Origin of the sequence: Geobacillus sp. G4 (assembly GCF_040327975.1) — a bacterium.
Classification (GTDB): Bacteria; Bacillota; Bacilli; order Bacillales; family Anoxybacillaceae; genus Geobacillus; species Geobacillus thermoleovorans.
This window is the reverse complement of the sequence record NZ_JBEPJY010000003.1, coordinates 179343-200243: the sequence shown is the minus strand read 5'-3', so window position 1 is coordinate 200243 and position 20901 is coordinate 179343. Positions and strand designations below refer to the sequence as shown.

The following is a 20901-nucleotide window of genomic DNA, read 5'->3' as shown; positions in this document are numbered from 1 at the left end:
TTTCCGTCTAACAGATACAAGTGCGGCACTTTTATTTTTCACCTTTCCCGTCCCCTTTGCAAACAAAAAACCCGCCGGACGGCGGGAACGAAAAAAGGCGCCGCTAGCGCCCGAATACAAACAAAACGATGAAAACAGAAACAATAAAGCTGAGAATGTCGGCCAAAATGCCGACTTTTAACGCATCGCCCATTTTTTTGACGCCGACGGCGCCAAAATAGACGGTGAGCACGTAAAGCGTCGTCTCCGTACTGCCTTGGATCGTAGAAGCAAGGCGCCCGATGAACGAATCCGGGCCGTAAGTAGCGATCAAATCGGTCGTCATGCCGAGCGCCGCCGTGCCGGAAAGCGTGCGGAGAGCCGCAAGCGGAACGACTTCGGCCGGCAGTCCAATGGCATCAGCCAGCGGTTTGATCACTTCCATCATGGCATCAAGCGCCCCTGAGGCTCGGAAAATGGCGACCGACACCAACATGCCGACCAAATACGGGATGAGCGAAAACGCGATCTCGATCCCTTCCTTGCCGCCTTCCACAAACGCTTCGTACGTCGGCACTTTCTTTGCTGTACCGTAAAGCAAAATAAAAGCAATGAGCGCAGGGATCAGCCAAACAGAAAGAAGTTGGACGATGGCCATTATGGCTTCCTGCCTTTCCGCATCCGTTTCCAATAATAGTACCGGTCAATCAATACCGCCCCAATCGTCGAAATCGTCGAAGCGACGATCGTCGTCCCAATGATCTCGCTCGGCGCCGCTGAACCGTACGTCATGCGGATCGAGATGACGGTCGCCGGAATGAGCGTAATGCCTGATGTGTTCATGGCCAAAAACGTCACCATCGACCGGCTAGCCTCGTCGCGGCCGCCGTTGAGCTTTTTTAGCTGCTCCATCGCCTTTATGCCCATCGGCGTCGCCGCATTGCCAAGGCCGAACATGTTGGCGACCATATTCGAGACGATATAGCCGAGCGCAGGATGGCCGGGCGGCACCTCTGGAAACAAGCGGCGTACGAGCGGCATAAACAGGCGCGCCGCTTTGTCAAGCAAGCCGGCGCGTTCAGCGATCGCCATCAGCCCGAGCCAAAACACTAAAATGCTGACCATGCCGATGCTGATCGTCACCGCTTCTTTGGCGCTTTCAAACACCGCTTTGTTCACTTCGTCCATCGTGCCGTTGGCCGCCGCAAAGACGATGCCAATGACCGCCATCATCACCCAAATGAGGTTAACCATCGCTTCTCACACCTAAAAAGCGAAATACTTGCCATAAAAACCCTCGGCCGCTTCCTTCCTTTCCCGGTTCATACAGCAGCGGCACCGAATCAACCGCCTTTTGATGCAAATAAAGCACCGCCTTTCCGACCTCTGTCGGCGCCCGTTCTGGGTATTTTTCCCATTCCTTGCGCGGCTTCAGCAAATACACTTTCACCCGCAGCCCGCTCTCCTCTTTATCGGTCACCGGATATCGCAAATCGCGGACCGCCTGCAGCCGCCCGCGGTAAAACGGATCAGAAATTTTGTCGACCACCCGCTCGCTGCTCACTTTGGCGATGTGATAATGAGAAAATCCATATTCGTACATAGCGATATGGTCATTCCAATCGTCCGGTGCATCCAACGTCACGGCGATCAAATCGATGCCGCCTTTGGATGCCGTCGTCACGAGCGTGCGATGGGCCCGTTTCGTATAGCCGGTTTTGCCGCCGGTGCAATATTCGTAAAGACTTGTCAACAACTTGTTTTTATTTCGCCACACACGCGCGCCGTCTTCGCCGGGCGGAGCGGGGGCGCGGTACACCTTCGTCCCCGAGATGCGCCGAAACTCTTTGTTTTTCATCGCATATTGCATGAGCAGCGCCATATCGTACGCGGTTGAGTAGTGGTTTTCCGCGTCATCCAACCCGTGCGGATTGGCAAACTCGGTATCACGCATCCCGATTTCAGCCGCTTTTTGGTTCATTAAAAAAACAAATCCTTCGACGCTGCCGCCGACATGTTCAGCGATGGCCACCGCCGCGTCGTTGCCGGAACGAAGCATCAGCCCATATACCAAATCGCGCAGTTTGATTTTCTCCCCTTGGCGCAAGTAAATTGACGACCCTTCGGTCCGGACAGCGCGGGCGCTGACCGTCACCGTGTCGTCCATCTTCCCCGATTCAATCGCCAAAATGGCGGTCATAATTTTCGTAATGCTGGCGATGCGCCGTTTTGTATAGGCATCCTTGGCAAACAAAACCCGCCCGGAATGCTGCTCTATCAAAATCGCGCTTTTTGCGCTCACCCCATCCATAGCGCGCATCCGCTCTGGAACAAATGCCATAATCCCCGCAGCGAGTGCAAGAATGAGCGCAATGAGCCGCTTCTGCTTATTCATCTCATATCGGCGAGGATCCCCCTCCTTTAAGGAGCGGGGAGGAATCGCCTGTTCCTCCTTTCCGATTAGGCTGAACGGGCCGCAGCCGAAGAAACGTCGCGGCGGAAACAGGCTGAACCCCAAAGCCGCGTTTTGTACAAGTGTATGCCTCGATGGGACAAATATGATGAAAAAATGCTGTTGCAAGGGGAGACAGCCTGAACGATCCGCTCCGGCGCTTGCGCTGGGCGCGTTGATGACATTTTCCCTGCAAAGAGAAAGCCGCTCCTTGAAACGGCGGACAGGTGTCCTGATGGATCGCAGCGCCTGCTCTCCCAAAAAAACGGGCAGGGGGTTCCCCCCCGCCCGTTTAAAACGGCTGCCAACGAAGCTTCTGCGCCTCATGAAAGCGTTCTTCAACGTTGCGCCAGTTGACGACGTTCCACCAATGTTCGATGTACGCCGCCCGATCATTTTTGTATTGCAAATAGTAGGCATGCTCCCACACATCAAGCACGAGAAGCGGGATCACATCCCATTGCGCCATGAGCTGGTGTTTTTCCGCCTGCAAAATCTCGAGCCGATGCGCCCTCGGCGCCCAAACGAGCAGCGCCCAGCCGACCCCTTCGGCGCTTTTGGCCGCTTCGGTAAAATGGCGCCGGAACGCAGCAAAACTGCCAAAATCGCGTTCCAGTTGCGCCCGCAGCTCTCCGCGCGGTTCGCCGCCGCCTTCCGGGTGCATATTATACCAAAAAATGGTATGCAAATAATGCCCCGAACCGTGGAACGCCGCTTCCCGCTCCCAATGCTTCAGCAGTTCAAAATTGTTCGTCCGGCGCGCTTCGGCCATCATGCGCTCCGCCTTGTTCAGACCATCGACGTAGCTTTGATGATGCTTCGTATGGTGAAGGCGCATAATTTCTTCGGAAATATGGGGTTCAAGCGCATCATAACGGTACGGCAGCGGCGGCAAGACATGACGGCCGGGCGCTACTTGTTGACGCGGCTCACCGCCGTCGTCCGCATCCACCCAGCGTCGCTTTCCATCGGTCACGTTGTCCACTTGATCCGGCTCGCCGTCAGCTGCATCAGTCGGCGAGTCGGAGAGCTCCGCCATAAAAGCCGGCTCTTTTGCGTCCTCAACCCGCTCTGCCGTCCCGCTGGTGTCAAGCCATCCGTCTTCGTTCTCTTTGTTTTCACTCTCCAGTTCAGGCGACACCGATTCCCCTTCGACTTGTTCTTGCGTCGCCTCTTCTTCCCGATCGGCAGCTGACGAATCAGCCAGGCGGACGGCCCGAGTGTATACGTCATCGACAAGACGCTGGAGCTCGTAAATCGCTTCTTCGGTCCATTCATCGCCGTGTCCATCGATGTACGCCAACAAAGACGAAAGCCCAACATCCTCAGCCATCCTGCGTGCAGACAGCGCCTGTTCAACTTGTCTTCCCCACGCAGCCGCTTCCATGACATACTGGCGAAGCGCACCGACATACACGTCATCGGCAAGGCGCTGAAGCTCGCGGACGGCCTCTTCCGTCCACTCGCCGTCATGCTCGGCAATAAACTCGAGCAGCGACGAAGCGCCATCCGTGCTTGCCCCACGCAAAGCGAGCGTCTCCTTGACTTGATTTCCCCATTCGTTCACCCTAGCCGCATATTGGGCGAACAACACCTGATCGTCCATTTGGTAAAAACCTCCTCCTGTTTTGTTCGCCATATCGTATGCTGTCATGGGGAAATCGTTCTTGTCCGCATTCACCCAAATTCCCGGCCGCTCATACATAGAGGAGCGAGGGCAGTCATCATAGGAAAAGACAGCAAGGAAGAACAGAATCGCGGTGATGCTTCCCTGCAGCGGGTCTGCAAATGAGCCATAGATAAACCGCTCAAAAAAATCGGGCTGACCCAAAACATATTCGCGTTTTGGGTCAGCCCCCCCTTTTTTCTGAAAAAGGCAGGCTGCTTTGGCAAACCGCCGGCTGCACCAAACGGTTTCCTTGTCCAGACGCACAGAAAACGCGGCGCCAACCGCATTTTCTCGTTACGCCGACCGTTCAGGCAAGCGGCACTCGCCGGTTTCCGCCCATTCGCTGACAAGCGCCTGCAGCGTTTTGGCGTCTACCTCAGCAAAATAACGGCGCAATTCCTCTTCATCATGAATGTAGACGCGCTTTCGCTTCCGATACGCCGGATTTTTCCATAAACAGACAAGAGCAATGATGTCGCGCAAATGAATGTCGCGCCCGTTAGCCGTAAACAGTGGATCGCTTTCATACGGCAGCCAATCAAGCAGCGCCGCCTCAAAATGGCGCAAATACAACACAGACAGCGTCCGCTCTTCGCCCCCGTCGCGGTACGTGACTTCCGAGCGGTTGAAATAGTCTTCAAACGTGTTCGATTGCGACTTTTGCAGCTCTTCACCGTACAGGCGGCAAACGTTCATGAGCGCTCTCCTTCCCGATCAGCCATTTTTCTTTAGTTTACCATATTCCGGCTGCCCATCGCTCAAATTTTCTGCTAATTTTTCGAAAAATAAATCCGCTTCCCGCTCGGATTCGCCATCGTCCGCCCATTCCGGCAGCGGCGGCAGCTCCTCGAGCGTTTTTAGCCCGAAATAATCGAGAAATTCCGGGGTTGTCCCGTACAAAATCGGCCGCCCGGTTCCTTCGGCTCGTCCAACCTCTTTAATGAGCGCCCGTGCCATCAGCGTCTGCAATGGCTTGTCGCTTTTTACGCCGCGAATTTCCTCAATCTCCGCGCGCGTAATCGGCTGGCGGTATGCGATAATGGCGAGCGTCTCAAGCGCCGCCTGCGACAGCGGCGATGCTCCCGGCGCTTCGACCAACTTCTTTAAATAGGGGGCGTGTTCTTTTTTTGTCGCCAACAAAAACACGCCGCCAAGTTCGACAAGCTGGATGCCGCGCTCTTCCCGTCGGCAGTCTTGTTGAAGCTCCTCGATCACCGCTTTCGCCTCTAGCTCGCTGACTTCCAACACAGCGGCGATTTGCGAAAGTGACAGCCCTTCATCGCCGGCAGCAAACAACAACGCTTCCACGATCGCCTTTGCCGAATTTGGCGCACCGGCGCCCTTTTTTTCTCTTTCGTTTTGTTCCATCGCCCTTCTGCCACGCCAAACTCGTTGGCGCCCCTCCTCCTTTCCTCCTGTTTTCGTCGTTTCCCAAGTCTTCTCACCCCAATGTGAGTCAGCTCTCCGCCTTATCATGGCATGGGCAAACAACAAAAGAAAAGCGGCCCGCCGCAGCGAACCGCCGCGGCCAAACCGCACCGCCTCAACCGGCTGGTTTCACCGCCAGAAACAAATCGCTGAAATTCCGTTCTTGCTCAACGATGATTTCATCTTGCTTCATCAACTCTAAAATGGCCAAAAACGTCACGACGATATACGAACGATCGTAGGACGGAAACAGCTCGTAAAAGTTTTTCCGCCCGTTCGCCTGCTTTAGTTCATGCAAAATTTCCGCCATGCGCTGTTCGACGGAAATATCTTGGCGGGAGATTTTCGCCCGCATCGGTTTTTGCAGTTTTTTTCGGCGCAACAGCTTCGACAAGGCGCCAAGCATATCGTATACGTTCACATCCAGCGGCGCCGCCTTTTTCTCATCCGCGTATGCGCTTAAGTCGCTCGGCGGCTTTGTAAACAAAAGCGCCCGCTCCTCTTCGCGCCGCTTCAGTTCGCGCGCCGCCTCTTTAAACTTTTTATATTCAAGCAGCCGCTGCGCCAGCTCCTCGCGCGGGTCTCCGTCATCGCCCCACTCGATGTCGCCGTCGACAGCTTCCTCATTGGAGGGCGGCAACAGCATTTTGCTTTTGATCGCAAGCAAGGTGGCCGCCATCACTAAATATTCGCTGGCGATATCCAACTCAAGCTCCTGCATGGTGTGAATGTACGCCATATACTGCTCCGTAATTTGCGCGACCGGAATATCGTAAATATCGATTTCATAGCGGTTGATCAAATGCAAAAGCAGATCAAGCGGCCCTTCAAACGCTTCGATTTTGACGTTGTACGGCAATTGCACATCCATCCCACCATTTTTTCCAGAACCACCGCCCGGTAGGCTCGTCTCCAGCTGCAGTACATTTATTGTATCATAACGAAGCGGCGAAGCGAACGGAAAACAGTCTCTTTTTTGCGCCGCAGGCCGCCGAAGTCGTATAATCGAAGAAGAGCCGTCCGCCTTCACATGGCGCGGCCCACTTTTGAAAGGAACGATGGCCGATGTATCCAAAAGCGTATATCGAGTATTTGGTCCATTTCCATAGCGACCGCGATTATTTTGAATGCCACGAAATTTTGGAGGAACATTGGAAACAAGACGGTCGAAACAAAGGTTGGCTTGTGCTCATTCAAACGGCGGTCGCTTTTTACCATTACCGGCGCGGCAACGTCTCGGGAGCGCTGCGCCTCATTCGACGGGCGCGGGCGCTGCTTGACGAAGCGCAAGAGATGATCCGGCGGCTCGGCCTCGATGACGAGGCGCTCGCCCGCTTGCTCGACGAGACGGCTGGGCGGATCACTCGCGGCGAACCGTACGAAAGCGTCGAACTGCCGATTCGCGACCGTTCCCTTTATGAGCAATGCCAGGCCGCCTGCGCCCACCGGCAGCTCGTTTGGGGGCAAGCCAGCGACCTAGCCAACCTTGATCTTGTGGATAAACACCGGCGCCGCGACCGCTCGGACGTCGTCGCCGCACGCGAACAAAAAAAACGGGCCAAAGCGGAAGGAGTTGGCTTCCCTCCCCCTCCGCCGCCCGCCTGAGCGCGGAGCCGCGCTAGTTTCGTTATTCGTTGCACGCATGGCATTTATCGAAAAACGAGGCGGTCCACTCGTTGGCGCACAATCGGCAGCCCGGGTACACCTCTTTCAATGCCTTGACCATCTGTTTTCCGATCCCTTGGTGGCGGTGTGACGGATTGACGCTGATGTGCTGGATTTCCACAACATCAGGAGCGCGCAACAGGACGCCGATAATGCCGACGATGTCATCCCCTTCTTTCCATAAAAACAGCTGCCAATCGTTGTTTGTTTCATACTGTTTCATCGTCTGCTGCAGCCGTTTCAGGTCTTTTTCCGTCGGCATAAACGACAACAGTCCCATGGCGATTTTCTCATAGTTTTTTCGGTAACGGATTAACATAAAAATCCCTCATTATCGACAAACGCTTTTCCGAAATGGAAAAGTTTTTGTCATTTTCTCTATACGTATTATAAACATTCTCACCGATATTGTGAACCATTTCATGCCTTTTTACGCAAATTACGCAAGCGTCCGCAAGACGTTCGCCATTTCGATCGCCGACACCGCCGCTTCCCATCCTTTATTGCCCGCTTTCATGCCGGCCCGCTCGATCGCCTGTTCAATGGTGTCCGTCGTCAACACGCCGAAAATGACCGGAACACCGCTTGCAAGCGCCGCGTGGGAGACGCCTTTGGCCGCCTCGCTGCAGACGTAGTCAAAATGGCTCGTTGCCCCACGGATGACGGCGCCAAGCGTAATGACAGCGTCAAACTGCTTCGATTCCGCCATTTTTTTCGCCACAAGCGGGATTTCAAACGCACCCGGCACCCAGGCGACAGTGATGTCGCTGTCGCTCACGCCATGGCGCGTCAAGCCGTCGATCGCCCCAGATAAAAGCTTGCCCGTGATGAATTCGTTAAAACGAGAGACGACGATGCCGATTTTCAATCCGGTGCCGACTAAGTTTCCTTCAATGATGCGCATGTTCGTTGCTCCTCCCATCATTAAAAATGAAGCATATGTCCTAATTTTTCATGTTTCGTGCGCAAATATTTTTCATTTTCCTTTTTCGCTGGCATCTGAATGGGCACCCGTTCAACGACTTCGAGTCCATGCCCTTTTAAGCCGGCGATTTTGCGCGGGTTGTTCGTGAGCAGGCGCATTTTCGTCACGCCAAGATCTTTCAAAATTTGCGCCCCGATGCCATAATCGCGCAAATCGGCGGGGAAGCCGAGCTTTTCGTTCGCCTCGACGGTGTCATAACCTTGCTCCTGCAGCTTGTAAGCGCGCAACTTGTTCATAAGGCCGATGCCGCGCCCTTCTTGGCGCATGTAAAGCAACACCCCGCGCCCTTCCGCCTCGATTTGCCTGAGCGCCGCATGCAGCTGCGGACCGCAGTCGCACCGGTACGAGCCAAACACATCGCCAGTTAAGCATTCGGAATGGACGCGCACCAAGATCGGCTCATCCGGGATGATCTCTCCTTTGACAAGCGCCACATGCTCTTTTCCGTCGAGCACGTTTGTGTAGCCGATGGCGCGAAATTCGCCGAATTCGGTCGGCAGCCAAACGTCCACCTCCCGTTTCACGAGCTTTTCCCGCTGGCTCCGATAGGCGATCAAATCTTTGATCGTGATCATTTTCAATCCGAACTGGTCGGCGATTTGCCGCAAATCAGGAACGCGAGCCATCGTCCCGTCCTCTTTAATGATTTCGCAAATGACGCCGGCCGGCTTCGCGCCGCACAAACGGGCCAAATCAACCGCCGCTTCTGTATGGCCGGCGCGCCGCAAGACGCCTCCCTTTTTCGCAATCAACGGAAAAACGTGGCCAGGACGTTTAAAATCGCTCGCTTTCACATTCGGATCAAGCAGCGCCTGAATCGTCGCCGCCCGCTCGTAGGCGCTGATTCCCGTCGTTGTCGTTTTGTAGTCGACACTCACCGTAAACGCTGTGCCATGCGCGTCCGTGTTATGAGTGACCATCGGCTCAAGCTCGAGCCGCTCCGCCAATTCCTCCGTAATCGGCACGCAAACGAGCCCGCGGCCATGAGTGATCATAAAGTTAATGACATCCGGAGTAGCTTTTTCGGCCAGCACGACAAAATCGCCTTCATTTTCGCGGTCTTCGTCATCGCAAACGATGATCACTTCTCCGTTTTTCAGCGCCGAAAGCGCTGCTTCAATCGTGTCAAACATCAAGCTTGCCCCCTTTTCCACTATTTATAGCCGTGCTGCTCCAAAAATTCGACCGTCAATTTGGAGGTCGGCGTCGCTTTCGCGGTGAGGAAAGCGGCGACGTACTTGCCGATCATGTCGCACTCGATATTGACGAGATCGCCCGGCCGCTTTTCGCCTAAAATCGTCGCCTCACGCGTATGCGGAATGAGTGAAACGATGAACGTGCGCTCGCTCAGACCGAAAATCGTCAAGCTCGTCCCATCGACTGCGACCGATCCTTTCTCAATCATATAGGCGCGCAGCGAGGCCGGCACTTCGATTTCATAGTAGACGGCGTTCGCTTTCGGCCACTGCCGGATGATGCGCCCGACGCCGTCCACATGCCCGGTGACGAAATGGCCGCCAAACCGTCCTCCAGCCGCCATTGCCCGCTCCAAATTCACCTTCGCCCCCGGCTTTAATGTCTTTAGCGCCGTCGCTTTCACCGTCTCCGGCATGACATCGACCGTAAACTGCCGTTCGGTGAACGATGTGACGGTCAAGCAGACGCCGTTGACGGCGATGCTGTCGCCAAGCCGCACATCTTCGAGCACCCGCTTGGCGCCAATCGTCATCACGATGGCGTCGCCGGTTTGCTTCATTTGTTCGATCGTGCCGATCTCTTCAATAATGCCAGTGAACACAACGATTCCTCCTTCCGTTTCGGCGCGGCGACGATTTTGATGTCCGGGCCGATCGTCTCGATGCGGCGGATGTCAAGCTCCACCGCTTCAGCAAGCCGGGCGAAGCCAAGGCCGCCGACCGGCGTCGGCGCCCCGCGGCCGCCGATCAGCTTCGGAGCGATATAGGCGATGACCTCATTGACTGCTCCCGCGCGGAGGAAGCTGTCATGAACGCGCGAGCCGCCTTCGACAAACAGCGACATGACTCCCTGCTCCCCAAGCAGACGGAGCACATCGCGGACATCGATCTGGGCCGTCGGCATTGAAAATACACGCACCCCAAGGCGCTCATACGCCGCTGCTTGTTCCCGACTGACGCCGCCGGTGATGATCCACGTTTCTGCTTCCTTGTCAGCGACGACATGGGCGTCAAGCGGTGTACGCAATTTTGTATCTAAAATGATGCGCAGAGGGTTTTTCCGCTTTTCCCCAAAGCGGACGGTAAGCTTCGGGTTGTCGGTCAAAACGGTGTTGACGCCGACCAAAATGGCGTCATGCTGCGCACGAAGGCGATGGACATCCTCACGCGCCGCGCTTGATGTAATCCATTTGCTTTCCCCCGTCGCCGTCGCGATTTTGCCATCGAGGCTGCATGCGAACTTCAACGTGACAAACGGCGTTTTTGCGGCGATATAGTGGAAAAACATCCGATTTAATTCGTCCGCTTCGTCTTTTAATACGCCAACATCAACGTCAATGCCCGCTTGGCGCAGCTTGGCAATCCCTTTTCCCGCGACAAGCGGATTCGGGTCGGTCGTGGCAACGACGACGCGACGGACGCCCGCCTGGATGAGCAAATCGGCACATGGCGGCGTTTTTCCATAATGGCTGCACGGCTCAAGCGTCACGTACACCGTCGCACCGCGCGCCTTCTCGCCAGCCATGCGGATCGCATAGACTTCAGCGTGCGGCTCACCCGCTTTCAAATGGGCGCCAAGCCCAACGACCGTCCCACCGTTGACAACGACCGCGCCAACTGCAGGATTGGGAGACGTTTGCCCGACCCCAGCTTTGGCCACATCGAGAGCGAGCCGCATATAATGTTCATCGTTATGCACCGCACTCCCTCCTTCAATAAAAACGAAACCCCCGGGATGTCCCCGGGGGCTCATTGATGAGAGAATGACCAATGATGCGCAAACAAACACACGTTCGCTAAGCAGGCTATACCGGCCGGTCGGAAACAAAAGATACTACCATGCCTAGTCGGCCGACAGACGCTGCCCATGGGTCTGAACCGGCCGAAAACAGCCGTGCGCATATTGGCATCCTTCTCCCATCCAGACTATACTGTCGGCTCCGGAATCGCACCGGATCCTGCCTTTCGGCTCGCGGGCTGAGGGGCGGAAAGCCCCATCACCGCCGGTCGGGAATTTCACCCTGCCCCGAAGGATGCATCACTATATCGTTATGTTCATTATACCACACGAAACGCCCTGCATCATCATTCCGCAACCCAAATCCAATACGCCGCTCCCCACAACAGGCTGGCCGCAAGCAAAAAGAAAAACAAGCGCCAGTTGTTTCGAACAGTCCGATCATCCTCGCTCATGCGCTGTTTACGGTTCGTCAAATACTTTCACTTCCTTCATCACGTCGCCGTTTTTCATCGTCCTCACGACGTCCATGCCCGATGTCACTTGGCCAAAGACGGTGTGCACCCCATCCAAGTGCGGCTGCGGCTCGTGGACGATAAAGAACTGGCAGCTGCCGGTGTCGCGGCCGCGGTGCGCCATGGACATCGCGCCGGTGACATGTCGGTGTGGATTGTTGTCCGTCTCGCACGGGATCGTATAGCCGGCATCGCCCGTTCCGTTGCCGCGTGGACATCCTCCTTGGCTGACAAATCCAGGGATGACGCGGTGGAACGTCAACCCGTTATAAAAGCCTTCGTTTGCGAGCTTCTCAAAATTGGCCACCGTCACCGGCGCCTCGTTTGGGAACAGTTCAAACTTGATTTTCCCGCCGTTTTCCATTAGAATATATCCTTTTTTCGCCACAAGCATCCAGCTCCTTTTCGACATCGAAACTGCTTTTATCATACCATGATTGCCAAGTGAAACAAAAGAAAAAATGTCTTTTCAAATTCGCACGCCGCCTGACCGCGTCGCTTTTTTGCCGATAGCCAAGCAGGCGAGCGTGCGGTATAATGATAATGCATTTTCGTAAACAGGAGGCGAGCTATGTGAAACGAACGATCGCTTCATCGCTGCTTTGGGCGGTGCTCTTGGCATCTCCGGGCATCGCAGCGGCCGATGCCGCGCCGGGCGATGTCATTGTGACGCTTGGGGAAAACTTAACGAATGAACAAAAGCAAAAAGTGCTCGACGAAATGAAGGCGCCGGACGGGGCGCAAACGATCACCGTCTCAAACGTTGAGGAGCATAAATATTTGGACGGACTCATTCCGAAAGCGCAAATCGGCACGCGCGCCATCTCGTCGTCGATGATCACGATAAAAGAGCCCGGCTCGGGGCTTCATGTCGAAACGCACAACATCACATGGGTGACGAAAGAGATGTATACAAACGCCTTGATCACCGCAGGGGTGAAAGATGCCGATATTTACATCACCGCCCCGTTTCCGGTTTCCGGCACCGCAGCGCTGACGGGGCTGATGAAGGCGTATGAAATTTCCTCGGACCAAGCCATCCCTGATGATGTCAAAAAAGTGGCGAACGAGGAAATGGTGCAGACGGCGAAGCTCGCCGATTCGATCGGCGCGGACAAAGCGGTCGCCCTGCTGGCGAAAATCAAACAAGAAATCGCCAACAACCCACCGCAGACGGACGCTGATTTGCGCGCCCTTATTGAAAAAATCGCCAACGACCTTGGCATTACGCTGAGCGAGAATGAAATCAACAACCTGATTTCCCTTTTCCATAAAATGCAAAACGCCCATATTAATTGGGATCAAGTGAACGATCAGCTGAGCAAGGCGAAAGAACAGCTATCGGCGTTTTTGCAGTCAGAAGAAGGGAAAACGTTCATTCAAAACCTTATCGACATCTTCAAAGAAATTTGGAACGCGATCAAATCAGCATTTTCCTCAAATCAACAATGAAAGAAGGCGCCCAAAAAAAGCAGCGGGCGCCTTTTCTTTGTGAAGGCCGTTCTCTTTCCAACCGGCGGCCTTCACTTTTTCACTTTCGTTTTCAAAGGCAAATCATATTGGATCAAATCTTCATATGTCTCCCGTTTCACAACGAGCTGGGCGTCGCCGTTTTCAACGAACACAACGGCTGGGCGCGGCAGACGGTTGTAATTGTTCGCCATGGAATAGCCGTAAGCGCCGGTGCAAAAAACGGCCAAATAATCGCCCGGCTTCGCTTCCGGCAGGGCGATATCCCAAATGAGCATGTCGCCTGACTCGCAACACTTCCCGGCGATCGATACGACTTCCGTCGGCTCGCCGAACACCCGGTTGGCGAGCGCGGCTTCGTATTTCGCTCCGTAAAGCGCCGGGCGGATGTTGTCGCTCATGCCGCCGTCAACGGCAATATAGGTGCGGACGTTGGGCACCTCTTTGCGCGAACCGATCGTATAAATCGTCGTTCCCGCATCACCCACGAGCGACCGCCCCGGCTCGATCCAAATTTCCGGCAACGGCAAGCGGCAAGCTTCGGCCTGCCTTTTCACCTCTTCCACGATGCAGTCGACGTACGCTGTCACCGGAATCGGGTCGTCTTCCTCCGTATAGCGGATGCCAAAGCCGCCGCCAAGATTGACAACCGCTGGGACAAATCCGTGCTCCTTGTTCCACTCCGCCAGCTTGGCAAACACTTTTTGCGCCGCGAGCACAAACCCAGCTGTTTCAAAAATTTGCGAGCCGATATGGCAATGAACGCCGAGCAGCTGAAACGCGGCCGATGCCATAACACGGCGAAACGCCTCGTCCGCCTGACCGTTGTTTAAGTCAAAGCCGAACTTTGAATCTTCTTGCCCGGTTAAAATGTAATCGTGCGTATGCGCCTCGACCCCCGGCGTCACGCGGAGCAAAACCGGCACCGTCCGACCGGATGACGCCGCCAGCTCTTCGATCAGCTCGAGTTCGTAAAAGTTGTCGGCAACGATGCAGCCGATGCCGTGTTCAAGCGCCATCGCCAATTCGTCCCGGCTTTTGTTGTTGCCATGAAAATGGATGCGCTCAGGCGGAAAACCGGCCGCAAGCGCCGTATACAGCTCACCGCCTGAGACGACGTCAAGCGACAATCCCTCCTCAGCGGCCAGCTGCACGATGGCGACGGCGGAAAACGCCTTGCTCGCATACGCGACTTGCGCCCGCACGCCGTGACGCTGGAACGCTTCTTTAAACGCGCGCGCCCGAGCGCGGATCAACGCAACGTCATAAATATAAAGCGGCGTGCCATACGTTTTGGCCAACTCGACCACATCGACGCCGCCGATTTCCAAATGCCCTTGTTCATTCACGCGGCTTGTCCCGTGAAGAAACATCGCAAACCCCTCATTCCTCTATCGAAATCGCATGGCAAAAGCAAAAAAGACAGTTTGCAAAATCGGCAACTGCCTTTACAAAATGGAAAACCGCAGAGCGCCATCGGCTCTGCCTTGAAACGGAAGGCCGCACACCCCGCGCTGGGCCATGCCCATTCCGTCCGTGCAAACGTGCGAAGCACTGAGGCAAGCACCATCAGTGCAAGCAATTAAATATAACTTATCATAATTATAAAAAAGTTGCAATAGCGCTAAAACGAAAAAAGCGGCCGCCAATAGGTGGAAACGGCCGCTTCCAAATGGATCGTTCGCGTCATGACGGCTGTTTTTGCCGGTCTTGCGGGTGAACGATGCTCGGGCGCACTCTCGCTCCGGCAACCGAACGGCGGACGACAATTTGCATAAATGCCGCTGGATCGAACGGGATGAACGGCCATAAGTACGGCGTATTAAGCGAGCGGATGCTGGCGAGCCAAAGCAAATAAACGGTCGTGCCAATGACGAGCCCGGGCACTTTAAACAAGGCGACAAGAATGACCAATGCCAATCGAGAAATCTTATTCGCCACGCTCAACTCATAGCTTGGCGTCGCAAATGAACCGATCGCCGCCACCGAAATGTACAAGATCACTTCAGGCACAAACAGCCCGACATCGATGGCGATTTGTCCGATCAAGACGGCGGCAATCAAACCCATCGCGGTTGATAGCGGCGTCGGGGTATGAATGGCTGCCATCCGCAAAAACTCAATCCCAAAATCAGCGAGCAAAATTTGCACAATGATCGGGATGTTCGTTTGTTTGTTCGGCCCAATAAACGCCCACGATTCGGGCAGCAACGACGGTTCAAGGACGAACAGCACCCACAGCGGCAGCAAAAACAACGACGTCAAAATGCCTAAAAACCGCACCCAGCGCACAAACGTCCCGACCCCTGGCGACTGCCGGTATTCCTCGGCATGCTGGACGTGGTGGAAAAATGTTGTCGGCGTGATGATGACGCTTGGCGATGTATCAACCATAATGAGCACGTGCCCTTCAAGCAGGTGCGTCGCTGCTACATCCGGCCTCTCGGTATAACGGACGAGCGGGTACGGGTTGTATCCTTGCTTGACTAAAAACTCTTCGACTGTTTTGTCGCCCATCGTCAGTCCATCGACGTTGATTTGCTGCAACTCTTTCTTGACGAGTTCAACAAGCCCCGGGTCAGCGACGTCTTTAATATAGGCGATGCATACGTCCGTTTTTGACCGCTCGCCGACTTGCAAAATTTCAAAGCGCAGCCGCTCGTCGCGGATGCGGCGGCGGGTGAGCGCCGTGTTGACAATGATGTTCTCGACGTAGCCGTCGCGGGCGCCGCGCACAACTTTTTCCGTATCCGGCTCTTGCGGCTGCCGACCCGGATAGCTGCGGACGTCGACAGCAAATCCGGTCGATTCGCCTTCAATCAAGACGATGATCAAGCCCGACAGCAGCTTGTCAACCGCTTCGTCGAGGCTCGTCACCGGACTGACTTGCTGATGAACGAGTCGATTTTCGATGATCTGCCACGCTTGGGACGCCTGGCGTTCATCATCGTTGACGCGCACAATTTGTTTTAACAATTCGATAATGTATTGCGTGTCGCATAAACCGTTGCAGTAGTAAATATGTACTTCCCGGTTTAGGACATAGATTTTCCGCACGCCTAAATCAAAGCTTGTCCCGACGCCGATCCGCTGTTGCAAAAACTTCGCGTTGTCAACGAGCCGCTTCGCGATCGGCGCTTTCGGTTTCTTTTCTTTTTCCGGCATGGCCACCACTCCTTTCGAGAATCAACTCGACCGCCTTGCGCGTAATCGGCGCTCCGTATTTCGCATGGTCTCGATATCCCATTTTGCCGATGTCGCCGATGCCGACGATGAGCGGAATGTTCAGCCGGTCAAGGCAGTAGACGGTATCGCCATTGATCCGCCCGATCTCGAGGTCCCGGACGCCTTCTTTATCGACCCCATATTCGGTCATCACGCCGTCACGGTCGATGCTCACATGCACTTTTGTCCATTCATGCTGGTGCGTATTGGAGGCAACCGCCAGCGCCCCGAGCACTTGGATTTGCTCATGCGTCGCCACATAGCGAAGCGCCTGCTCTCCGGCCCCCTCCCCGAGGGCGCCGCAATCGTCAAACATGACAAACACTGGATCGTGCGGCGTTTGCAAAATGAGTTCGACCAACTGTTCACCGCTCAGTTTCGTCGGATTGCCTTGCGAGCGAGAAATGCAACGGCCGCCGATCTCGGCGGCAACCCGCTCAATCGCCCGGCAGGCGAACTCGTCCCCATCCGTTACTAAAATGACTCGTCGTTTTTCCATCATCTCTACCCTTTCGGTTTGCAAGTGAGCGCCGCGGCAAAAGAGCCAGCCACGATAAAAGCGAACAAGGCGCCGGCAAATCGGAACACCGCTGCTCCGGTTTCGACAAATCCCTCCGGCCGCGGTTCTGCCATGGCCCCTTTGGCCAACCAATACCCAAATCCGCATAGCGGCATCGTCGCCCCGGCGCCAGCCCAAGCGACGAATGGATCATAGACGCCGCCAAAGCCAAGGAGTACGCCAAGGACGACAAGCGAACCGGCGATGCCAGCCGGCGTCCATTTGCCGCGGTCGATGATGAGCTGAACGATGGCGCACAGCAGCCCGCCGGCGAGAAAGGCACGGACGTATTCCATATGACATTCCCTCCTGATCGTTCTCAAATAAAAGACGTCCTACGGCGGCAAATCCGGCTCCTGTCCAGCCGCTTCGATGACGACGCCGTGAGCGATCGCTGGGATCGACTGTTTTTGCTGCACCATCGTTTGGCTTAAAAGCGCCCCAGTAGCGACGACAAACAGACGTCGAAACGTTCCGCGGGCGAGCTCTTGAAGCAAATACCCGTACGTGACGACCGCCGAGCAGGCGCAGCCGCTGCCGCCAGCGAACACCTTTTGATCTGGCCGGTAAATCATCAGCCCGCAATCGTTGTAAACGTCGGTCACATCGTAGCCTGATTCAGCAAGCAACTCGCGGACGATGACGCTGCCGACGCGCGACAAGTCGCCGGTGACGATCAAATCGTAATCGCCCGGCGAGGCGCCTAAGTCACGGAAATGCTGCTCGATCGTATCGGCCGCAGCCGGGGCCATCGCCGCCCCCATGTCGAGTGGGTTTTTCAGCCCGGCGTCAACGACTTTGCCGATCGTCGCCGCCCGGACGCGCCAACGTCCCGGCGCGCGGCCAACGAGCGCGGCGCCGGCGCCCGTGACGGTGAACGTCGCCGTTTTCGGCTTTTGCACCCCCAGTTCAGTCGGGTAGCGAAACTGCCGTTCGGCCGTCGCGTTATGACTGCTTGTCGCCGCAAGCGCCCGATCAGCCAATCCACCAGCGACAAACGCAGCGGCTGCCGCCAACGTTTGCATCGAGGTCGAACAGGCGCCGAACAAGCATAAAAACGGAATCGGCAGCTCGCGGGCGACATAGTTCGATGTCGCATTTTGGTTTAACAAATCACCGGCCAAAAATAGATCGACTTCTTCGGCAGAGACGCCCGCCTTTTGCAAGCAGCAGTCCACCGCCTCCCGCATCAGCCTCCGCTCGGCCAGCTCCCACGTCGCTTCGCCGCAATATAAGTCGCGATGACAAACATCAAAATAACTTCCGAGCGGCCCGTCGGCTTCAAGCGGCCCGACTGCGGCAGCGGCCGCTTGGATGTAAACACCATCGTCAAACACCCATGTCTGCTTTCCGACACGCTTCATGGCCAATCCCTCTTTTCACCACGGCCAAACAAGGCCAAGCACATAGGCGGCAATCAAGCCATAAATGACCGATGCCCCGCCAGCTTTGAACATCTGCCCGGCCACCCCGGCCGTCCATCCTTCGCTTCGATGCTCGATGGCAGCGCTCGCGATCGCATTGGCCAGCCCCATAATGAGCATCGTCGCCCCCGCACCGGCAAATTGGCTGAAATCGTCATATTTCCCGACGGCCGTCAGCACAATCGCCAATCCGGCCATCACCATAGACGCCCACAGATGGGCCTCAGCCGGCGAAGCGGCAAACGTGCCGCCATACCAATCAGCAAGCCATTGCGCCAACGCACAAAACGCCCCACCGACAAGAAACGCTTTTACCGCATTGGCAGCGTATGGGGGAGAAGGCTGAAACGCCTTCACCTCGCGGACATAATCGGACTTTAATCCCACGTTTCCTTCCCCCTTTGTCAGCGAAAGTGATCGACAAAATAAAGCCAATGAAACAACGAACCGGCCACTTTGCCAAAGGCGATGGCCATAAGTAAAATGACGATTTTATCATCGACGCCGATCCGCTTCGCTAAAATCGGCCAAACGTTCAACACCTCTGTTAAAGCGGCAGCGAGCATTCCGATAAACACACCATGAAACAATCCGATCGGCGCTAGCCAATATTTGGATAAATGCCAAACCGAATGGCGCAAACTCATCCAACCGCCAACGATGGCGCCGGCTACAGCCCCCCATTCATAGGCGTGAATGCGTTTTGGCGTTTTCGTCAGCTGCGTCAGGCGCGGGATGACGCCAAGCACGACCAAAAAAGCGACAAATCCGGTTCCGACCGCCAACCCTCCGGCGAAGCCGACGAACACTACCAGCAAAATCTCAAGCGTCGTCAAGAGGCCTCAAGCTTTCTTTGTTTTCATGCAAAATGACGTACTGATCGATCGATTGCTGGTAGTTGAACATTTCGACTTCAAGAGGGCTGGGCTCCTCGTTGATTCGTTTGCGGAACCAATGGTTGAAAAATAAAATCATCCCGATGCCGAGCCCAAGCGAATATGGAATTTGCAAAAGCAGCGGTTTATCGACCGCCTGGCCGGTCACCATCTCGTACAGATGGCGATGCACCCGTTGCATGCTGACGTCCTCGTGAAAGTTCATGATCGCCATCGCCGAACCGACGAACAAAAGAAGCCAAACGAGAACGAAGGAAGCGGTCGAAACCTTCCGTTTTTCATAGACGACTTCAATGATCGTCTGCGATGGGCCGATCATCTGCACATCAAGCGAGGAATCCACATCAAACACAGCCCGGATCATTTGCATCATATCGATGATGACGATATTTTTATCGCTGGGCTGGATGCGATAGAGCGGAATCGTCTTCAACCGCCGAATGAGCCCGCCATCCGGCGCAGCGATTTGGGCCGCCTGCCCGAGCGTCACCACCGCCCCCGGCTTGACTTGCACGCGATGGCGCGGCTTGATAAATACGGTGTTGGCCATTTGCTTCACACCTTTGTCCCCATTTTGTTTTTCTTTAGTTTGGTTGGCAAAAACACCGATCATGCGGCCTGTCGGCGTTCACCATCGATTTCATAAAAATAGAAAATAATGGGCAAAAAATGCCCATTCTTTTTTAGACTTTTGTTGCTTGCTATGGAAAAAGCGTTCCAAGATGCGCTTACAGACCAAAAGACGGATGCGATTCATGGTTCACCGCCGATGAATTGACATCCGTCCATTTTGAACACACCTGTGCGGACAAAATGGACTATCCGTCCATTTTGTTGCCCACTCCGTGCGGACAAAATGGACTATCCGTCCATTTTGTTGCTCACTCCGTGCGGACAAAATGGACTATCCGTCCATTTTGTTGCTCACTCCGTGCGGACAAAATGGGCTATCCGTCCATTTTGTCCTTTATGTGCTGCAATATTTTCTTTTCCAGCCGGGATACTTGCACTTGAGAGATGCCGAGCCTCGATGCCACTTCGGACTGGGTTTGGTCTTTGTAATAGCGCAAATAGACGATCAGCCTCTCACGCTCGTCGAGTTCTTCGATCGCTTTTTTTAAGGCGATTTTGTCAAACCATGACGCTTCGTCGGCGTCAGCAATTTGATCAAGCAACGTAATCGGATCGCCGTCGTTTTCGTACACCGTTTCGTGAATCGATGTCGGCGAGCGGACCGCCTCTTGAGCCAGAACGACGTCTTCTGGCGAAATGCCTAAATGGTCGGCGATTTCCGTAACCGTCGGCGCCCGCCCGCGCGTTTTCGACAGCTCATCTTTCGCCTTGCGGATTTTGTTGCCCATCTCTTTCAGCGAACGGCTCACTTTGACGGTGCCGTCGTCGCGAAGAAACCGCTGAATCTCCCCAATGATCATCGGCACGGCGTACGTCGAAAACTTGACGTCATACGACAGGTCAAACTTGTCGACCGACTTTAACAAGCCGATGCAGCCGATTTGAAACAAGTCGTCCGCTTCATAGCCGCGGTTTAAAAAACGTTGAACGACCGACCAGACGAGGCGCATGTTTTTTTCAATAATTTCATCACGCGCTTCTTGATCGCCTTCTTGGCTGCGGCGGATCAGCTCTTTCATCTCCTGATCTTTGATTGGCGACTGATCTTGCTTGACATCGACATCCAT

At 55.0% G+C, this 20901-nt stretch carries 25 protein-coding genes and 1 riboswitch; of the genes, 2 read left to right on the top strand and 23 right to left on the bottom strand.

All coding sequences use genetic code 11. The annotated features are described in order from the left end of the window. Positions 1–103: 103 nt before the first annotated feature. From ABS784_RS05245 to ABS784_RS05215, 7 genes are all read right to left on the bottom strand, one after another. Positions 104–637, bottom strand: coding sequence for a spore maturation protein (locus ABS784_RS05245; protein WP_011231766.1), 534 nt, complete (start codon positions 635–637; stop codon positions 104–106). Next, positions 637–1233, bottom strand: coding sequence for a nucleoside recognition domain-containing protein (locus tag ABS784_RS05240; protein WP_011231767.1), 597 nt, complete (start codon positions 1231–1233; stop codon positions 637–639). The genes ABS784_RS05245 and ABS784_RS05240 overlap by 1 nt, the downstream gene beginning before the upstream one ends. Then, entirely contained in the window at positions 1226–2374 is a 1149-nt protein-coding gene (locus ABS784_RS05235) for a D-alanyl-D-alanine carboxypeptidase family protein (RefSeq protein WP_014196241.1), read from the bottom strand. Before ABS784_RS05235 ends, ABS784_RS05240 begins: the two co-directional genes overlap by 8 nt. Before the next feature lie 349 nt (positions 2375–2723). Continuing rightward, positions 2724–4037 (bottom strand): superoxide dismutase, encoded by a 1314-nt coding sequence (locus tag ABS784_RS05230; protein WP_352511699.1) that lies wholly within the window; start codon positions 4035–4037, stop codon positions 2724–2726. Positions 4038–4394: 357 nt separating this feature from the next. Beyond that, entirely contained in the window at positions 4395–4796 is a 402-nt protein-coding gene (locus ABS784_RS05225) for a hypothetical protein (protein WP_011231771.1), read from the bottom strand. A gap of 18 nt (positions 4797–4814) precedes the next feature. After that, positions 4815–5468, bottom strand: coding sequence for an SMC-Scp complex subunit ScpB (gene scpB / locus ABS784_RS05220; protein WP_011231772.1), 654 nt, complete (start codon positions 5466–5468; stop codon positions 4815–4817). A 175-nt stretch (positions 5469–5643) separates the two neighbouring features. Then, positions 5644–6399: a segregation/condensation protein A gene (locus ABS784_RS05215; protein ID WP_047752861.1), complete on the bottom strand. Its 756-nt coding sequence runs from the start codon at positions 6397–6399 to the stop codon at positions 5644–5646. Between the two features lie 194 nt (positions 6400–6593). On the opposite strand from ABS784_RS05215, the gene ABS784_RS05210 reads away from it, so the two are divergent. Continuing rightward, positions 6594–7133: a DUF309 domain-containing protein gene (locus ABS784_RS05210; RefSeq protein WP_011231774.1), complete on the top strand. Its 540-nt coding sequence runs from the start codon at positions 6594–6596 to the stop codon at positions 7131–7133. Between the two features lie 22 nt (positions 7134–7155). Here the strand turns inward: ABS784_RS05210 and ABS784_RS05205 are convergent, their stop codons facing one another. From ABS784_RS05205 to ABS784_RS05175, 7 genes are all read right to left on the bottom strand, one after another. Next, positions 7156–7512, bottom strand: coding sequence for a GNAT family N-acetyltransferase (locus ABS784_RS05205; protein ID WP_011231775.1), 357 nt, complete (start codon positions 7510–7512; stop codon positions 7156–7158). Between the two features lie 120 nt (positions 7513–7632). Beyond that, positions 7633–8097, bottom strand: a complete 465-nt coding sequence (gene ribH / locus ABS784_RS05200; RefSeq protein WP_352511695.1) for a 6,7-dimethyl-8-ribityllumazine synthase — start codon at positions 8095–8097, stop codon at positions 7633–7635. A gap of 20 nt (positions 8098–8117) precedes the next feature. Then, positions 8118–9311 carry a bifunctional 3,4-dihydroxy-2-butanone-4-phosphate synthase/GTP cyclohydrolase II gene (locus ABS784_RS05195; protein ID WP_014196246.1) on the bottom strand — a complete coding sequence of 398 codons (1194 nt, stop codon included), beginning with the start codon at positions 9309–9311 and terminating at the stop codon, positions 8118–8120. A gap of 20 nt (positions 9312–9331) precedes the next feature. Next, the gene (ribE, locus tag ABS784_RS05190) at positions 9332–9976 is read right to left on the bottom strand and encodes a riboflavin synthase (RefSeq protein WP_011231778.1); all 645 of its coding nucleotides are present in this window, start codon (positions 9974–9976) and stop codon (positions 9332–9334) included. Beyond that, positions 9931–11073, bottom strand: coding sequence for a bifunctional diaminohydroxyphosphoribosylaminopyrimidine deaminase/5-amino-6-(5-phosphoribosylamino)uracil reductase RibD (gene ribD, locus ABS784_RS05185; protein ID WP_013144840.1), 1143 nt, complete (start codon positions 11071–11073; stop codon positions 9931–9933). Before ribD ends, ribE begins: the two co-directional genes overlap by 46 nt. A gap of 206 nt (positions 11074–11279) precedes the next feature. Further along, positions 11280–11412: riboswitch (FMN riboswitch) on the bottom strand. Positions 11413–11459: 47 nt separating this feature from the next. Next, on the bottom strand, positions 11460–11588 hold the full coding sequence (locus ABS784_RS05180; RefSeq protein WP_014196248.1) for a hypothetical protein: 129 nt from the start codon (positions 11586–11588) through the stop codon (positions 11460–11462). Further along, positions 11575–12015: a peptidylprolyl isomerase gene (locus tag ABS784_RS05175; protein ID WP_031206211.1), complete on the bottom strand. Its 441-nt coding sequence runs from the start codon at positions 12013–12015 to the stop codon at positions 11575–11577. The genes ABS784_RS05180 and ABS784_RS05175 overlap by 14 nt, the downstream gene beginning before the upstream one ends. Positions 12016–12200: 185 nt before the next feature. Between ABS784_RS05175 and ABS784_RS05170 the strand changes: the two genes are divergently transcribed. Continuing rightward, complete coding sequence (locus ABS784_RS05170; RefSeq protein WP_011231781.1) at positions 12201–13079, top strand: DUF1002 domain-containing protein; 879 nt, start codon at positions 12201–12203, stop codon at positions 13077–13079. A gap of 71 nt (positions 13080–13150) precedes the next feature. On the opposite strand, the gene lysA is transcribed toward ABS784_RS05170, so the two are convergent. The 9 genes from lysA to sigF all read right to left on the bottom strand — a co-directional run bounded on the left by lysA (position 13151) and on the right by sigF (position 20901). Continuing rightward, positions 13151–14470 (bottom strand): diaminopimelate decarboxylase, encoded by a 1320-nt coding sequence (lysA, locus tag ABS784_RS05165; protein ID WP_014196257.1) that lies wholly within the window; start codon positions 14468–14470, stop codon positions 13151–13153. A 313-nt stretch (positions 14471–14783) separates the two neighbouring features. After that, on the bottom strand, positions 14784–16262 hold the full coding sequence (locus tag ABS784_RS05160; protein ID WP_011231783.1) for a spore germination protein: 1479 nt from the start codon (positions 16260–16262) through the stop codon (positions 14784–14786). Continuing rightward, the gene (spoVAEA, locus tag ABS784_RS05155) at positions 16210–16821 is read right to left on the bottom strand and encodes a stage V sporulation protein SpoVABEA (RefSeq protein WP_020278271.1); all 612 of its coding nucleotides are present in this window, start codon (positions 16819–16821) and stop codon (positions 16210–16212) included. Before spoVAEA ends, ABS784_RS05160 begins: the two co-directional genes overlap by 53 nt. 5 nt (positions 16822–16826) lie before the next feature. Then, positions 16827–17177, bottom strand: a complete 351-nt coding sequence (locus ABS784_RS05150) for a SpoVA/SpoVAEb family sporulation membrane protein (protein WP_352511690.1) — start codon at positions 17175–17177, stop codon at positions 16827–16829. 39 nt (positions 17178–17216) lie between these two features. Continuing rightward, positions 17217–18245, bottom strand: a complete 1029-nt coding sequence (gene spoVAD / locus ABS784_RS05145; protein ID WP_352511688.1) for a stage V sporulation protein AD — start codon at positions 18243–18245, stop codon at positions 17217–17219. A gap of 15 nt (positions 18246–18260) precedes the next feature. Then, positions 18261–18692: a SpoVA/SpoVAEb family sporulation membrane protein gene (locus tag ABS784_RS05140; protein ID WP_352511686.1), complete on the bottom strand. Its 432-nt coding sequence runs from the start codon at positions 18690–18692 to the stop codon at positions 18261–18263. A 17-nt stretch (positions 18693–18709) separates the two neighbouring features. Then, positions 18710–19141 (bottom strand): stage V sporulation protein AB, encoded by a 432-nt coding sequence (locus ABS784_RS05135; RefSeq protein ID WP_011231788.1) that lies wholly within the window; start codon positions 19139–19141, stop codon positions 18710–18712. Beyond that, positions 19128–19751, bottom strand: a complete 624-nt coding sequence (locus tag ABS784_RS05130; RefSeq protein ID WP_011231789.1) for a stage V sporulation protein AA — start codon at positions 19749–19751, stop codon at positions 19128–19130. Before ABS784_RS05130 ends, ABS784_RS05135 begins: the two co-directional genes overlap by 14 nt. A gap of 397 nt (positions 19752–20148) precedes the next feature. Next, positions 20149–20901, bottom strand: coding sequence for an RNA polymerase sporulation sigma factor SigF (gene sigF / locus ABS784_RS05125; protein WP_011231790.1), 753 nt, complete (start codon positions 20899–20901; stop codon positions 20149–20151).

Bases quoted from the DNA above. Each gene is read 5' to 3' on its own strand.
- spoVAEA (WP_020278271.1), bottom strand. From the start codon at position 16,821: ATGGAAAAACGACGAGTCATTTTAGTAACGGATGGGGACGAGTTCGCC.
- lysA (WP_014196257.1), bottom strand. From the start codon at position 14,470: ATGTTTCTTCACGGGACAAGCCGCGTGAATGAACAAGGGCATTTGGAA.
- ABS784_RS05235 (WP_014196241.1), bottom strand. From the start codon at position 2,374: ATGAATAAGCAGAAGCGGCTCATTGCGCTCATTCTTGCACTCGCTGCG.
- ABS784_RS05230 (WP_352511699.1), bottom strand. From the start codon at position 4,037: ATGGACGATCAGGTGTTGTTCGCCCAATATGCGGCTAGGGTGAACGAA.
- ABS784_RS05225 (WP_011231771.1), bottom strand. From the start codon at position 4,796: ATGAACGTTTGCCGCCTGTACGGTGAAGAGCTGCAAAAGTCGCAATCG.
- scpB (WP_011231772.1), bottom strand. From the start codon at position 5,468: ATGGAACAAAACGAAAGAGAAAAAAAGGGCGCCGGTGCGCCAAATTCG.
- ribH (WP_352511695.1), bottom strand. From the start codon at position 8,097: ATGCGCATCATTGAAGGAAACTTAGTCGGCACCGGATTGAAAATCGGC.
- ABS784_RS05245 (WP_011231766.1), bottom strand. From the start codon at position 637: ATGGCCATCGTCCAACTTCTTTCTGTTTGGCTGATCCCTGCGCTCATT.
- ABS784_RS05195 (WP_014196246.1), bottom strand. From the start codon at position 9,311: ATGTTTGACACGATTGAAGCAGCGCTTTCGGCGCTGAAAAACGGAGAA.
- sigF (WP_011231790.1), bottom strand. From the start codon at position 20,901: ATGGATGTCGATGTCAAGCAAGATCAGTCGCCAATCAAAGATCAGGAG.
- ABS784_RS05160 (WP_011231783.1), bottom strand. From the start codon at position 16,262: ATGCCGGAAAAAGAAAAGAAACCGAAAGCGCCGATCGCGAAGCGGCTC.
- ABS784_RS05150 (WP_352511690.1), bottom strand. From the start codon at position 17,177: ATGGAATACGTCCGTGCCTTTCTCGCCGGCGGGCTGCTGTGCGCCATC.
- ABS784_RS05205 (WP_011231775.1), bottom strand. From the start codon at position 7,512: ATGTTAATCCGTTACCGAAAAAACTATGAGAAAATCGCCATGGGACTG.
- ABS784_RS05240 (WP_011231767.1), bottom strand. From the start codon at position 1,233: ATGGTTAACCTCATTTGGGTGATGATGGCGGTCATTGGCATCGTCTTT.
- ABS784_RS05215 (WP_047752861.1), bottom strand. From the start codon at position 6,399: ATGGATGTGCAATTGCCGTACAACGTCAAAATCGAAGCGTTTGAAGGG.
- ABS784_RS05130 (WP_011231789.1), bottom strand. From the start codon at position 19,751: ATGGCCAACACCGTATTTATCAAGCCGCGCCATCGCGTGCAAGTCAAG.
- spoVAD (WP_352511688.1), bottom strand. From the start codon at position 18,245: ATGAAGCGTGTCGGAAAGCAGACATGGGTGTTTGACGATGGTGTTTAC.
- ABS784_RS05210 (WP_011231774.1), top strand. From the start codon at position 6,594: ATGTATCCAAAAGCGTATATCGAGTATTTGGTCCATTTCCATAGCGAC.